Below are 15,110 nucleotides of genomic sequence, written 5' to 3' on the forward strand. Positions count from 1 at the left end.
TTTACTCCTTTCATAAAAAACCCCGCATTGCGGGGTTTTTTTTATCCTGCATTCCTGAACTAATTAAGGTGGTTGCAGGGTTCTTTTATCACACAAGGTTTGCTGGATTTATACAGTTTGGGTAGCCCACACCGGCTAGCTTTCTTAACCAAGAATATCCTTCAAATCCTGCTTTAGCGATGACATCTGGCTGGCATACTTCTCTTTGCGTTCAGCATCTTCAATTAGCTGAACAACAGTATCTGATAACGTATTGCCACGGCGGCGGGCTAATGCAGCCAGACGCTGCCATACCAAAAATTCCAGATCGATGGACTTTTTACGGGTATGTTGATGTTCCGCATTAAAATGCCGCTTACGCCGGGCACGGATAGTCTGCTTCATCCGCGTGGTCAGATTGACATTCATATGTACATCAATCCACTCCAGCACCTTAACGGGTTCATTTTCCAGTTTAATCAGTTGCTCTACTGCATCTGTGGCTGCGCTATTTTCAATATGGCGGGTAATAGCCTCACCTTCTCGGTGTTTTTTTACCAAATATGCCCATTTCCAACCGCTTTCCAGATTTTCCAGTTGTTGATATTTCATCGCGAGCTCTTCAGTGACCGTGTAACTTTAGTAAGCATAACAGCTTTACCCAAAATTTCCCCCTGCTAAAAGACCATGATTAGTTTATTTTTCGTACAGAATACTGTTGATATCTTACTCCTTACGCCCAACTGCCACTCTACGTATATGCAGCCTGCGTTATTCTTGTATAATCGCTCTTTCCCTTTTTGACGATTGCATCTATCACTTTGACCAATAACCGACTTGAATGGCAGTCCCTGCTGCCGAACACAACGCCTTATGAAGCGTTATTTGCTACTGCCTCCCAGTTGGAGCCTATCTCCTTTGCTGCAATTCAGCCCCGGTTAGAGAATGGCATGACACTGTTTTGTCATCCACAATCCAAACCGCGCTTTATGCTGATCAAAGCACAAGAAAGCACTGACTATCTGGCATTAATCGCACAAGCCGTTAAAGAGCTGCAACCCGAAGCCGCTGGCTTGTTTGGTGGCGACTATCAAGTGCAAGACCACCTTGTCACCTGGCAACCCGCACAACACGGTGACGAGCGCTTTGCTGCGCGTTCACGTTGCCTCTACCAAGAGTGGGTTGAACCGGAGCAACTGTTTGGTTGCATGAGATGGTATAAAGATCAAATAACACTGCAACCTGGCCTGGTTCATCAAGCTAATGGTGGCGTGTTGATCTTATCCATTCGCGCCTTACAGGCTCAGCCACTGATGTGGTTGCGTTTGAAACAAATGATCGTTCAACAGCGCTTTGACTGGTTATCCCCTGATGAAACCCGCCCATTGCCCGTTCATATTCCATCGATGCCACTAGACCTGCGTCTGATATTGGTGGGTGACCGCCTGGGACTGGGTGATTTCCATGACATGGAACCAGAGCTTGGCGAACTGGCCATATATGGTGAGTTTGAAGTTGAACTGCCTCTGGTTGATATTGATGGTATGACGCTATGGTGTAGCTACATCAACACCCTGCTACACCAAAAGCAGTTGCCTCCGCTATCCGCAGACGCATGGCCGGTTCTGTTACGTCAGGCGGTGCGCTACAGCGGCGATCAAGGTAGCCTGCCATTATGCCCACAGTGGTTGACTCATCAACTGGCAGAAGCCGCACTGTATGCTGAAGAAGATACCCTTACTGCAAATGCGTTGGAATCGGCACTAAACGCCCGTGATTGGCGACAAAGCTATCTTGCTGAACGAATGCAAGATGAGATTGAACTGGGGCAGATCCTGGTTGAAACCGAAGGGCAGGTTGTTGGGCAGATTAATGGCCTGTCCGTTCTGGAATACCCTGGCCACCCTCATGCTTTTGGTGAGCCTGCGCGTATTAGCTGCGTGGTTCATCTGGGTGACGGTGAATTTGTTGACGTTGAGCGCAAAGCCGAACTGGGTGGCAATATTCATGCTAAAGGCATGATGATTATGCAGGCATTCTTGATTTCAGAATTAGAACTTGATCAACCACTGCCCTTCTCCGCTTCCATTGTTTTCGAGCAGTCCTATGGTGAAGTCGATGGCGATAGCGCATCATTGGCTGAACTTTGCGCATTGGTCAGTGCGCTTTCTCACCAACCCATCAACCAGCAAATTGCCGTGACGGGATCTGTCGACCAATTTGGCAATGTGCAGCCGATTGGCGGTGTGAATGAAAAGATTGAAGGTTTCTTCGAAGCTTGCCAACGCCGTGGGTTAACCGGAAGCCAGGGGGTGATACTGCCTACCACGAATGTCCGCCATCTGTGTTTGAATCAGGCAGTAGTTGAGGCGGTACAACAGGGGCAATTCCATCTGTGGGCCGTTTATAGCGTGACTGAAGCGTTACCCTTACTAACCGGCATGGTGTACGCAGATGAGCAGCAACCGAGCTTATTGGGTATAATTCAGGAGCGTATCGCACAGATAAATCCGCAGGACAGACGCCGCTGGCCATGGCCATTACGCTGGCTTAACTGGTTCAACCAGGGCTGATCGGACTTGCTCAGCGTACAGCTGTACGCTATTCTGCGCACTTCACTAAAATAAGGCTTACTGAGAACATGGTAGATAAACGCGAATCCTATACAAAAGAAGACCTTGAAGCATCTGGCCGTGGCGAATTATTTGGCGCTGGTGGGCCACCATTGCCAGCAGGCAATATGTTAATGATGGACCGTGTCATCAAAATGACGCAAGACGGTGGCAACTATGGCAAAGGTTATGTGGAAGCGGAACTGGATATTAATCCAGACCTATGGTTCTTCGGTTGCCACTTCATTGGTGACCCAGTAATGCCTGGCTGTCTGGGCCTTGATGCTATGTGGCAGTTGGTTGGTTTCTATCTTGGCTGGCTGGGTGGTGAAGGCAAAGGCCGCGCGCTCGGTGTTGGCGAAGTTAAATTTACCGGTCAAGTTCTTCCAGATGCCCAAAAAGTGACATACCGTATTCATTTTAAACGCGTTATTATGCGTAAATTGATCATGGGTGTGGCTGATGGTGAAGTCTTGGTCGACGGCAAAGTGATTTATACCGCCACCGACTTAAAAGTGGGCCTGTTTAAAGACACTGCGGCTTTCTAATATCTTACCTCTTGTTGGGGGTACGTTTTATGGCCCCCAGCGTGATTATTCGAGTGCTTTGTGGTGCTTTTTTAAATAACAGTAACTGCAATATGCACCGTGCGGTAATTAAGGGAATGGATATAGTTTCCCCTTTCGGCTGTGGTATCAAGGCAGCCAACAGCGCGGCCATGACAAGTACCAAGAGTAAAAATGAAAACCTCCGCAATATGCGCATAAAGCGGAGGTGATCCCTTAGTCTGACAGAGAGCCGCTTAAGCGGTCACAGCCCTGTCCTCCATGGCTTGTCGCCAACCTCCTAACCAATGTGATCTAGCGTCTAATGCTTGATAGGGACAAATTTCCCTTGAACGCCCTGAAATACCTGCTTGATATCCGCGTGACAACGCCCTTTCAAGGCGATCTCGTTTCTGTCTCTTCATGCCTCGTTTCCCTCATCTTTCGGTCTGGTGGAAAGAAAACAGTGACCACTTTATGCACAGTCACAGTTAAGTGATAGACCTTAAGAAACAGAAAAGCAATGCGCAAAATTCACGCCAATGTCACATTTGTGAGCTATGCCCGCAGAATTCGCTAAGTGATTGATTTGAGAGAACCGAATGCAAGCTACTGATATTAAATGAAAATCCTCGTCCACGGTGGTTTTTCATCACCACGAAAGAGGATTAAGAAGGAATACCGATACTGACAGACCTCAACGACTCGCGCGCAATCGGTGAGGACAGGAAGAAGAGTTAAGCGCCAGCCCCTGATGGCGTGGGTCGAGCCATCAGGGGCAATAACCTCAAAGATTACTTAACGTTTTGTAGCTGGGCTGCAATCATTTTGGCTTCCTGTTGCCAGCCTTCTGCCAATGTGCGGATCAGCGCGTCATAGCCATCTTCACTTTGTTTAAGCTCGAGATCGAATGGCTGTTTTATCAGTTGCCCTTGATGTTTCAGTATCCAGACGCCACGAATAATCGCCCGCCCGTCATAGCGGCCGTGGAACCCGGTTATCGTGACATTCAGAACATCCTGATCGCTATCGAGTGGCTGTGAAGAGACCAACCAGCCCGGCAGCGCATTGCTCAGATTGGTCACTAATGTTTGCTGCAACTGTTGATCCAACGGGCTGGCCCAAAGGTTATTACTGGCAATCACATACTGCACATCATTAGTTTGATATACCACGCCAGCCGCCGCCAGATAGTCGGCTACGCTGACATGCTCTACCCACAGTTGCTTCGATGCCACACTGCTACTGGCAGTCGCGGGTGCGCTCAAGGCCGGTAGCTGATAGTACGTTTTGCTGACATCACTGCTGCAAGCACTGAGTAACAGCACTGCGATAATTGCCATCCATTTCATCATTTTTTGGCCTTCTTAGGCTGAGGGTCCTGACTTCCTGCCGCTTCAAATACCAGCGCGTTGCTCTTTTCATTTAACGTACGCAATACCGGTTGTAATTCACGCAACACCTGATCTAAGCGCTGCATATCACCCACCATTTTATTGTAAGCCGGTGAACCGGGTTGGAAACCTTTCATGCTGCGATTCAGCTCATTCAAGGTCTTTTGCAGGTCTTTTGGCATATCCTGCATCGCCGGGCTGGAAGTGATAGCGGTCAGCGCTTCCAGGGTTTTCTGCGTTTCGCGCATGGTTCTCTGGCTTTCAGCCAGCGTTTTGGTGACTTCAGTAACCATTGGGTCCAGCGGCAGATTATTAATTTTATCCAGCGTCTGCATCACTTTTTGCTGAATCTGTGCCAAACCACCGCTGGCGGTTGGCAACAATGGATAGCCCGCGACTTCCAGTGGCCCTTTCCACGGTTTTGCATCTGGGTAAAAATCCAGATCGACAAACAGTGCGCCGGTCAGTAGGTTACCTGATTTTAGTGATGCACGCAGACCACGCTCTTTGGCAGTTTTCAGCATTTGGGCGAAGTTGGCATCCGGCCCCAAATCATTCTGGAACCGACCCGGCTCAATACGAATAAGCACTGGGATACGGAAGTCATTATCAACCCGCTGTTTCATGCCCTCAGCAAAGAATGGCACATCCGCTACAGTACCAACACGAATACCACGGAATTCGACTGGCGCACCCGATTGCAGGCCACGCACTGAATCAGAGAAGAACAGTAAGAAATCTTCATGTTCGGTATACAGTGAATTTTGGATGCTACTGCGGTTATCAAACAGTTTGAACTCGGCCTTAGGCTCGGTAATTTGCTTGCCGGGGTCCAAACCATCGGGAACATCAAAGCTGACGCCGCCACTGAATAAGGTCGCCAAAGATGCCATCTCCACACGCATCCCTTGTGAGGAGAGATCAACCGCCACGCCACTGTCTTTCCAGAAGCGAACATTGGTAGTGACCAGGCTGTCATAAGGCGCGCCAATGAATAGCTGATAACGCATCATGCGTGATTTGGCATCAAACGTGCTGCTTTCCACCGAACCGACACGATAACCACGAAATAGCACCGGATCAGCGGCATTTAGTTGACCGGCCTGATTGCTGTCGAGAATAATACGGATACCTTTAGCATCAGGAGATGCCAGTGGCGGTGAATCCAGCAACTTAAATTCGTCTAATGTCTTTCCTTTACTGCCGGGTTGCAGTTCAATATAAGCACCCGATAGCAGTGTCCCAAGGCCTGATACACCTTCACGGCCAATCTGCGGCTTAACCACCCAGAACACGGTATCGCCGTGCAATAGTGTATTCATACCCGATTTTAGACGCGCCTGAATGATGACGTGATTGAGGTCTTTACTTAATGTGACCTGCTCAACCACACCGACATCCACACTGCGGCTCTTAATTTTGGTCTTACCCGCTTCAATACCTTCAGCGTTCAGTGTGGTTAAAACCACCTGCGGTCCCTGATGGCTGAAATGATAAAACAGTACCCACGCGCCAATCAGTGCAGTGACAATCGGGATAATCCACACTGGGGACCAACGTTTGATTTTTTCAATTTCCGCCACATTCTGGCTGGGATTATTGTCCGTCACCTTGCGGCTCCTTTTGGGTTGTTTCACTTAGTTGATCCCAGGTTAAACGGGGATCAAAGGTTAATGCGGCAAACATAGTCAGGATTACCACCATCGCAAACAACAGTGCACCAATCGCCGGATAGATACTCATCAATTGCCCGATACGGACTAATGACGAAAGCACTGCGATAACAAAGACATCGATCATTGACCAGCGGCCAACAAACTCCACCACCTCATAGATAAAATGCATACGTTCAGTATCGGTGTTGCCTTTGCCTTTAGCATCCCAACATAGCCAGCCGATCGCCAACATTTTTAACGAAGGTACCATGATACTGGCGATAAAAATCACCATTGCCACCGGATAGGAGCCTTCACTCCATAAGAAAATAACCCCAGCCATAATGGTTGAACCCATTTGGTTGCCCAAACTTTCGGTAATCATAATCGGCAACAGATTAGCCGGAATATAGAGCAGAATAGAGGTAATCAACAGCGCCATTGTCCACTGTATGCTATTGCGACGACGAACATAGCCTTGAGTATGGCAGCGCGGACACTCAAGCTGTGATTGCGGCAAAATGGCGGTACAACACGCACAGGAGCGCAACCCTTGGCGCAAACCTGTGCGGCCAGCAATCAACGGCTGCGTCAGCTTGGGTGCAGGGGCAATGTCCTGCCACATCCAATGGCGATCCACACATTGGAAAGCACGCACCTGCAACAAGCAGAAGATACAATAGGGAATAAAACTGCTGCCAATGCCGATTTCGCCATAGGCCATTAATTTGACAAAACTGACCAGCACACCGGCGAGGAAAATCTCAACCATGCACCAGGTTTTGAATTGAAATAGCACTTTCGCCATCATAGTTTTCAAGCGCAATGGCAGACGTACCCGCAGGCAGAGCAAAATAATCGCGATCATGCAAAATGCTGGAATCAACTGAACCAGCACCATAAACAGTGTCGCCATGCTGGCATAGTTATCTGCCAACATCACACGCGGTATTTGGATTAGCGTAATTTCGCTGGTGATCCCCGCCACGCGCATGTTGACGAAGGGAAACATATTAGCCAGCACCAACATGAATAAGGCACTGAGTGCATAGCCCACAGGCCGTTTACGTGGCTCGTCCCACCGAGCAGTTAGTGTGGTTTTACAACGCGGACAGACCGCTTTAGTGCGATAAGGCAGGGAGGGTAAGACCACTGACATGTCACACTGCCGGCACAGGATGACGTTCCCTGATGGCCCTGAATGCTCGCCGTGTTCAGGCTCAATAACAGAATACAATATCTATGTCCTTACGGCTGGCCTGTATCCCCTTATCTTTCAAATTGCAAGTGTGTTGGCTACGCTCAATAACCCGAATCACTTACATGTATAAGCGCATCGGGATGATGAGCCTCATCAGAGGCTCATCCTTCGGGCCAGCGCAAGCACTGTTCAAAATGGTTTACAACCCATTTGTCTGTTACTTGCCACCTTCCTGCACATTGAAATCTATTGGGTATAGTTAAGTACCATATTGTAATGATACTAATATAACAATATGGATATTATCGTATAGCTCTTCATTTAACAGAACGGTGGAAATGCATTTTTAGCTGTTTTTCTGAGCTTCCAGCTCTTCCCAACGGCCAAATGCCACTTCTAATGCCTGTTCAGCATCCGCTAATGCTTTCAACACCTGTTGGGTCTCTTCATGCGGGCGGGAGAAGAAATCTGCGTGACCGACTTGTGCCTGTAACCCACTGATTTCATTTTCCAATTTTTCTAGCTGTTGTGGTAACTGATCCAGCTCACGTTGTAAATTATAGCTCAACTTGCCAGTGCGTTTAGCCACCGGCATATTACTCTTAACCGGTGCTACCGCTTTGGTTTCTTCAACTTTCGCCGCAACCTGGCGGATAGGCTTTGCCTCAGCACGTTGCTGATGTGCGTCATAATAGCCGCCCACAAAGCTGTTAATCTGGCCATTCCCTTCAAAGATCCAGCATTCGGTCACTGAGTTATCAACGAATTGACGGTCATGGCTTACCAGCAGCACGGTACCCTGATAGCTATCCACCATCTCTTCGAGCAACTCCAGCGTTTCTACATCCAGATCGTTGGTCGGTTCATCGAGGATCAACAAGTTGCTTGGCTTAAGGAACAGTTTGGCCAACAGCAAGCGGTTACGCTCACCACCAGACAACGCTTTCACCGGGGTCATCGCGCGTTTCGGGTGGAACAAGAAGTCTTGCAAATAACCCAATACGTGGCGTGAACGGCCATTGACCATCACTTCCTGCTTGCCTTCTGCCAGGTTATCCATAACGGTGCGTTCTGGGTCTAATTCGGCACGATGTTGGTCGAAATAGGCCACTTCCAGCTTGGTACCGCAATGCACTTTACCGCTGTCCGCATTAAGCTGACCGAGCATCAGTTTCAGCAAGGTGGTTTTACCGCAGCCGTTTGGCCCCACCAGCGCTATTTTGTCACCGCGCTGTACCTGAGCGGTGAAATCTTTTACCAGCACTTTGCCATCAATCTGATAGTTAACATTCTCCAGCTCAAAGACGATTTTGCCTGAACGCACAGTCTCTTCGACTTGCATCTTGGCCGTACCCATCACGTCGCGGCGCTCAGAACGCTCCATCCGCAATGCTTTCAAGGCACGAACACGGCCTTCGTTACGGGTACGTCGTGCTTTGATACCCTGACGTATCCACACTTCTTCTTGCGCCAGTTTGCGATCAAATTCAGCATTTTGCAGCTCTTCGACCCGCAGCGCTTCTTCTTTGCTGGCAAGATACAGTTCGTAATTACCCGGCCATGATACCAATTTGCCACGATCCAGATCGACAATGCGCGTTGCCATTGCACGGATAAAGGAGCGGTCATGGGAGATAAACACAATGCTGCCCTGGAATTCTTTTAAGAAGCCCTCCAGCCAGTTGATGGTTTCAATGTCTAAATGGTTGGTCGGTTCATCCAGCAGCAATACTTTTGGTGAGCTAACCAGTGCGCGACCTAATGCCGCTTTACGCAACCAGCCGCCCGACAACGAAGAAAGCTCAGCATCCGCGCTCAGCCCCAACTGTTTCAGCACTTCCTGAATCCGGCTGTCTAATTGCCACAAACCTTGATGATCCAGGATCTCCTGCAATGCTGCCAGACGGTTAAGGTTCTTCTCGCTCGGGTCCAACTCAACCTGATGCAAGGTTGCGTGGTAGGCTTTCAGATGTTCGGCCTGTTCCTGTACCCCTTCGGCGACAAAATCAAATACTGTACCCGCCACATTGCGCGGTGGATCTTGTTGCAGACGCGCCACAATCAAATCCTGCTCATAAATGATGCGACCATCATCCAACAGCACTTCTTTGCTCAGAATTTTCAGTAAGGTGGATTTGCCCGCGCCATTGCGCCCCACCAGACAAACGCGCTCGTTTGCCTCAATATGCAATTCAGTATTATCTAATAAAGGTGCATCGCTGAACGACAACCAGGCACCGGACATGCTAATTAACGACATAGTTTCTACTTTTCCTCGTGGCGGTGAGTCACCAGCCAGCAGTTGTGGATTTGACGATTACGGGCAAAGTCTTCTGATTGTGTCTGAGCTGTTATCTCTTGCGCTTCCAGCCCCAACGCCTTTATTCCGTCCAAATCCATCTGGAAACCGCGCTTATTGTTTGAGAACATGATTGTTCCCTTACGGCGCAGTAACCGTTTAAGTTCTTTCATCAGCACTAAATGATCGCGCTGAACATCAAAGGTGGTCTCCATGCGCTTGGAGTTAGAGAATGTCGGTGGATCAATGAAGATCACATCAAATTGCTCATCGGTATTACTGAGCCAGGAGAGGCAATCGGCTTGAATCAAGCGGTGCTGCTGGCCAGTTAAGCCATTCGCCCGTAAATTCTTCTCGGCCCACTCCAGATAGGTGCGCGACATATCAACCGTCGTGGTACTGCGCGCGCCACCCAACCCCGCATGAACGCTTGCTGTACCGGTATAAGCGAATAAGTTAAGGAAGTCTTTACCCTGACTCATCTTGCCCAGCATCTGGCGGGCAATACGGTGGTCAAGGAACAGACCGGTATCGAGATAATCGGTCAGGTTAACCCATAGCTTGGCGTTATATTCACTCACCAGCAGGAACTCACCTTTCTGCGCCAGTTTCTCGTATTGGTTTTTGCCTTTCTGCCGTTCGCGGGTTTTCAATACCAACTGATTGGACGGTAAATTCAACACCGCCAAGGTAGCATTAATCACATCAAACAAGCGCTGGCGTGCTTTTTGCGCATCGATCGTTTTAGGCGGCGCATATTCCTGCACCACCACTTTGCTGCCGTAACGATCGACAGCAACGTTATAATCGGGTAAATCAGCATCATACAAACGGTAGCATTCGATACCCTGTTGCTTGGCCCATTTATCCAGTTTTTTCACATTCTTGCGTAGACGGTTAGCGTAATCCTCCGCCACCTGAACACCCGCAGCGCCTTGTGGATTTGCCGCTAATTGGTAGTTTTTCTGCACACAGTCAAGTGGGCCATTTTTCGCTTTGAATTCACGATCAGCACGTAATTGCAGGCAGCTCAACAGTTCAGGAGAAGCACTGAACAGCGATAAACGCCAGCCGCCAAATGCAGACTTCATGATACGGCCCAACATGTTATGTAACGCAATCAGTGCTGGTTCACTTTCCAACCGCTCGCCATAAGGCGGGTTACTGATAACCGTCCCCACCGGCCCTTCAGGTAATGGATTCACCAACTTGCTGACATCGTTCGCGTTAAAGGTAATCAGTTCTGATACCCCTGCGCGGCGGGCGTTGGCGCGCGCCATTTCAATCACTCGCCGGTCAATATCTGAACCGAAGAAGCGGGAGGTGGTTTCCTGCAAACCATTGCGGGCACGGACTTGCGCTTCGGTGGTCAGTTCACGCCATAGCGCTTCGTTAAAAGCGCTCCAGGCGGTAAAGCCCCAATGCGGCCGATGCAGACCCGGTGCGCGATCAGACGCTATCATGGCAGCTTCAATTAGCAAGGTACCCGAGCCACACATCGGATCGACCATCGGCGCGCCTGACTGCCAACCAGAACGCTGAATAATCGCGGCCGCCAGATTCTCTTTCAACGGGGCCTGACCGGTCAGGTCACGGTAACCGCGCTGATGCAAACCTTCACCGCTGAGATCCAGCGCAACACTGGCCATATCCCGTTGCAGAAATACATTCACCCGGATATCTGGTTGCTGCTTGGCAACTGTCGGGCGCTGATCGAGCTTACGAGTAAAGCTATCGACAATGGCATCTTTTACTTTCAATGCGCCGTACTGACTATTGCGGATCTCGTCATTTACGCCGCTAAAGTGTACGGCAAAGGTTTTATCCAAGCCAAAAATCGACGGCCAATCGATCGCCTGCACCCCAAGGTACAAGTCCAAATCACTGTAAACTTTAAATTCATTAAGCGGTAACAGGATGCGCGAAGCCAGGCGGCTCCACAGCAGGCTTTGGTACATGAGTCGATCGTCGCCCTGAAAATGTACCCCACCCTGTACTATTTTACAGTCGTGAGCGCCCAGCGCTTCAAGCTCGCTTTTTAACAGTTCTTCCAGTCCACGCGCCGTGCTGGCAAACAGAGAGTTCATATCGCACTATCACCAAAAAGAAATTTGTTGCGCATTATAGCTAATCCCAGCGGCTTGTCATAAAGTTGCTCCTTCTTATTTAATACTCGCACGGAGGCAATGGTGATTACCCTCTCCCGACTTTACGTTCATCCAGTGAAATCCATGCGCGGTTTGCAGCTTTCTCATGCTCAAGTCAGCAGCAGTGGGTTAGCCTTTGACCGCGTATTTATGATTACCGAACTGGATGGCACTTTTATTACTGCGCGGCAAAATCCCAAGATGGTGATGTTCACCCCAGCCTTGATGGCCGACGGTTTATATCTCACCGCCCCCGATGGCGAAAGTGCCAGTATCCGCTTTAATGATTTTTTAGCCAATGCAGAACCAACCGAGGTCTGGGGGAATCATTTTACCGCGCTCATTGCCCCTGCTGCTATTAACAACTGGCTCAGTGGCTATTTTCAGCGTGAAGTGCAATTGCGCTGGCTGGGGCCTGAATTAACCCGCCGGGTAAAACCCATGCCAGAAATTCCTCTGTCATTTGCGGATGGTTTCCCTTATCTGTTGATTAACGAAGCCTCATTTAAAGAATTGCAACAACGCTGCCCCGGCAGTATTAAACTGGAACAGTTTCGTCCTAATTTGGTGGTCACCGGTGCCAGTGCGTTTGCAGAAGATGGTTGGCAGGTTATCCGAGTGGGTGATATTACCTTTGATTTGGTCAAACCATGCAGCCGCTGTGTATTAACCACCGTCAGCGTTGAGCGTGGCCGCAAGCATCCAACCGGCGAACCTTTGCAAACGTTACAGACATTCCGAACTGCGGAAAACGGGGATATCGATTTTGGTCAAAATATGGTGGCCAGAAACAGCGGTATTATTCGAGTCGGTGATGAAGTAGAAATATTGTCAACTAAACCACCACGGCCATACAGTGCCGGTGTGGTCACTGAAACCCTCGCAGTACCACAAGAACAATCCAAAACCGTATCTATTGAATATAATGGCATCCGCTTTAATGGCAATAATCAGCAGGTTTTGCTCGAACAATTGGAACAGCAAAATATTCGCATACCATATTCATGCCGCGCCGGGATATGTGGTAGTTGCAGAATTACATTGCTCAATGGTGAGGTGGCACCGTTAAAGAAAAATGCCGTTGGCGCTGATGGAACCATTCTTTGTTGTAGCTGTATTCCTAAAGGGGATATTACGCTCAGTGGTAAATGAACGAATAGATTGCCACCGATATATTACCCAATAGAGTTCAAGATGCAGGAGGATGGTAACTAAGAGAGATAAGTCGGTTAGGAATTGATATGAACGCGACTGTCAGCAGCCTCACAGAGGCGCTGTGGATGGCCGGGGAATAAGAGCAGCTAACACACCTTTAGTTTGAACGATGAGGGTATTATACCGCCCGGTCATAGGCCGGCGTGGTGTAAACTTCTTCGATAATATGCGGCAATAAACGGTCATTCATTATCTTTATCGCATCACCTAATACCATCTGACGCCCAGCTAATACCACTTGCGATTGTGCTAATAAACACAAACTTGCACAGTCACCTGACTCAACCACTAACAAACGCACATCTTCACCGCTATCCAATACGTTTACTAACGCCAGCTCGCCATTTTTTGGTATCAGCGTTCTAGGTTGTTGTGCAAAATACCAACTTTTGGGCATCAAAGGTTTCAGAAAACGAAATGCAACCAGTGCATTTAATACTAATTCTGAACGCTGTTCATGGCTGAGCTTAATTTGGCGACATTGATCTTCAAAATCAAAATAAAGAGCAGCATCATCAACACAAAACGCAGATTCATCGAAAGCATCGGGTGTCAGCATTTTAGACGGGAAGCGCGAGCGAAATATCATACCATTAGCTAAATCCAGCATAAGCCGGTCATGATCGGTATCAAAATACCAACGCCATTTATCGTCTGGTTTAATTCGCATATGTTTTCCTTCTCGCCAAACTGCTAACATCATTGGCTCAATAACTGAGCTTTCCCCCCATCGAGTGGGATTAAATTCATATAAGGCTTTCGCTGTATATTTATTCTATCGGAGTAAAATATAGACGAGCCGGAGGAATAAATAAACCCCACGGCAGGTAATGAGGATAAATAATTAGATATGAGTAACGATATTCTTAATCAAACCAGGCCCACGGAAGATAAATCCGGAATAAATCTGAATCAAGCTAGCACCCGCAACCATTTTTTCTCTGGCAGCAATAACAGAGTCAATTCCGCCGACACCGATAATAGGCAAACGCCCTTGTAGCTCTTGCGATAAACGACGAATAACTTCAGTGCTGCGTAATTGAACTGGGCGGCCACTTAAACCACCGGCTTGTTCACAGTAATTTAAACCCTGTATCAGAGAACGATCTAAAGTTGTATTTGTAGCAATAACACCGTCAATATTATGACGAACTAAACTATCAGCTATTTCGATCAATTCCTCTTCAGTAAGATCTGGCGCGATCTTTACCGCCACTGGAACATACTTATGGTGCCGTTGATGTAGTTCAGTTTGTTTATTTTTAATTGCGGCTAATAAATCATCCAATGCCTCACCGTACTGTAAAGAGCGTAATCCTGGTGTATTGGGTGAAGATATATTAATCGCGATATATCCGGCATAAGGATATATTTTATCCATACAAATCAAGTAATCGTCTTTACCTTGTTCTACCGGTGTATCTTTATTCTTACCGATATTAATACCTAAAATACCGCCAAAATGGGATTTTTTGACATTTTCGATTAAGTTATCAACACCGTGATTATTGAACCCCATACGGTTGATCAAACCTTCTGCTTCAACGATCCTGAACAATCTCGGCTTATCATTTCCTGACTGAGGCCGCGGTGTCACGGTTCCTACTTCGATAAAACCAAATCCCATTGCCCCCAACGCATCAATACACTCGCCATCTTTATCCAGACCTGCAGCTAATCCCACTGGATTTTTAAATGACAACCCCATGCAATTAACCGTTTTAGTTGGCACAGACTGGCGAACCAAAAACTCAAGAGGAGTGCCGGTAACACGTTTTAACTGACGAAAAGTAAACTCATGGGCGCGTTCCGGATCAAGCTGAAATAGTGCTTTTTTGACGAGAGGATAGAACATGTGATCTCCTGACCGGCGTTCAAGTATGGATAGACGCGGGAATGGTAAATTCATCTATCAGGAAAGTAAACGATTGCTAAGTAAAGCCACGCAAAGAATCATCCAATTAACCATATTGATAACAAAGTGTTGATAAATTGCAGGCAAGAATAGATGAAAGTCATACAGAGGGCATCTCTGCCCTCTCAGTTGTGATGATAAGGTTAGC

The 15,110-nt window shown here is 48.1% G+C and carries 12 protein-coding genes; 3 read left to right on the forward strand and 9 right to left on the reverse strand.

The genetic code is table 11. The annotated features are described in order from the left end of the window. Positions 1-144 precede the first annotated feature (144 nt). Positions 145-591: a macrodomain Ter protein MatP gene (gene matP, locus AT01_RS04615; RefSeq protein WP_042546261.1), complete on the reverse strand. Its 447-nt coding sequence runs from the start codon at positions 589-591 to the stop codon at positions 145-147. 209 nt (positions 592-800) lie between these two features. Between matP and AT01_RS04620 the strand changes: the two genes are divergently transcribed. Together AT01_RS04620 and fabA are read left to right on the forward strand one after the other, a co-directional pair. Then, on the forward strand, positions 801-2,552 hold the full coding sequence (locus tag AT01_RS04620; RefSeq protein ID WP_042548495.1) for an AAA family ATPase: 1,752 nt from the start codon (positions 801-803) through the stop codon (positions 2,550-2,552). Between the two features lie 68 nt (positions 2,553-2,620). Next, positions 2,621-3,139, forward strand: coding sequence for a bifunctional 3-hydroxydecanoyl-ACP dehydratase/trans-2-decenoyl-ACP isomerase (fabA, locus tag AT01_RS04625; protein WP_004700074.1), 519 nt, complete (start codon positions 2,621-2,623; stop codon positions 3,137-3,139). Positions 3,140-3,393: 254 nt separating this feature from the next. On the opposite strand, the gene rmf is transcribed toward fabA, so the two are convergent. The 6 genes from rmf to rlmKL all read right to left on the reverse strand — a co-directional run bounded on the left by rmf (position 3,394) and on the right by rlmKL (position 11,772). Next, positions 3,394-3,561: a ribosome modulation factor gene (gene rmf / locus AT01_RS20565; protein ID WP_005170911.1), complete on the reverse strand. Its 168-nt coding sequence runs from the start codon at positions 3,559-3,561 to the stop codon at positions 3,394-3,396. Between the two features lie 369 nt (positions 3,562-3,930). After that, the gene (gene pqiC / locus AT01_RS04630) at positions 3,931-4,491 is read right to left on the reverse strand and encodes a membrane integrity-associated transporter subunit PqiC (RefSeq protein ID WP_042546262.1); all 561 of its coding nucleotides are present in this window, start codon (positions 4,489-4,491) and stop codon (positions 3,931-3,933) included. Next, positions 4,488-6,140 carry an intermembrane transport protein PqiB gene (pqiB, locus tag AT01_RS04635; protein WP_042546263.1) on the reverse strand — a complete coding sequence of 551 codons (1,653 nt, stop codon included), beginning with the start codon at positions 6,138-6,140 and terminating at the stop codon, positions 4,488-4,490. The genes pqiC and pqiB overlap by 4 nt, the downstream gene beginning before the upstream one ends. Then, positions 6,127-7,422, reverse strand: coding sequence for a membrane integrity-associated transporter subunit PqiA (pqiA, locus tag AT01_RS04640; RefSeq protein WP_071841489.1), 1,296 nt, complete (start codon positions 7,420-7,422; stop codon positions 6,127-6,129). The genes pqiB and pqiA overlap by 14 nt, the downstream gene beginning before the upstream one ends. A gap of 310 nt (positions 7,423-7,732) precedes the next feature. Further along, positions 7,733-9,646 carry an ABC transporter ATP-binding protein gene (locus AT01_RS04645; protein WP_042546265.1) on the reverse strand — a complete coding sequence of 638 codons (1,914 nt, stop codon included), beginning with the start codon at positions 9,644-9,646 and terminating at the stop codon, positions 7,733-7,735. Positions 9,647-9,651: 5 nt separating this feature from the next. After that, positions 9,652-11,772 carry a bifunctional 23S rRNA (guanine(2069)-N(7))-methyltransferase RlmK/23S rRNA (guanine(2445)-N(2))-methyltransferase RlmL gene (rlmKL, locus tag AT01_RS04650; protein WP_042546266.1) on the reverse strand — a complete coding sequence of 707 codons (2,121 nt, stop codon included), beginning with the start codon at positions 11,770-11,772 and terminating at the stop codon, positions 9,652-9,654. A gap of 99 nt (positions 11,773-11,871) precedes the next feature. On the opposite strand from rlmKL, the gene AT01_RS04655 reads away from it, so the two are divergent. After that, positions 11,872-12,984: a YcbX family protein gene (locus AT01_RS04655; protein WP_082039542.1), complete on the forward strand. Its 1,113-nt coding sequence runs from the start codon at positions 11,872-11,874 to the stop codon at positions 12,982-12,984. A gap of 181 nt (positions 12,985-13,165) precedes the next feature. On the opposite strand, the gene AT01_RS04660 is transcribed toward AT01_RS04655, so the two are convergent. Both AT01_RS04660 and pyrD read right to left on the reverse strand, forming a co-directional pair. Further along, complete coding sequence (locus tag AT01_RS04660; protein ID WP_042546267.1) at positions 13,166-13,717, reverse strand: cell division protein ZapC; 552 nt, start codon at positions 13,715-13,717, stop codon at positions 13,166-13,168. Positions 13,718-13,891: 174 nt separating this feature from the next. Further along, a complete protein-coding gene (gene pyrD / locus AT01_RS04665; protein WP_042546268.1) occupies positions 13,892-14,902 on the reverse strand; it encodes a quinone-dependent dihydroorotate dehydrogenase in 1,011 nt (336 codons plus the stop codon). Positions 14,903-15,110 lie beyond the last annotated feature (208 nt).

It is taken from the genome of Yersinia aldovae 670-83 (genome assembly GCF_000834395.1).
Lineage (GTDB): Bacteria > Pseudomonadota > Gammaproteobacteria > Enterobacterales > Enterobacteriaceae > Yersinia > Yersinia aldovae.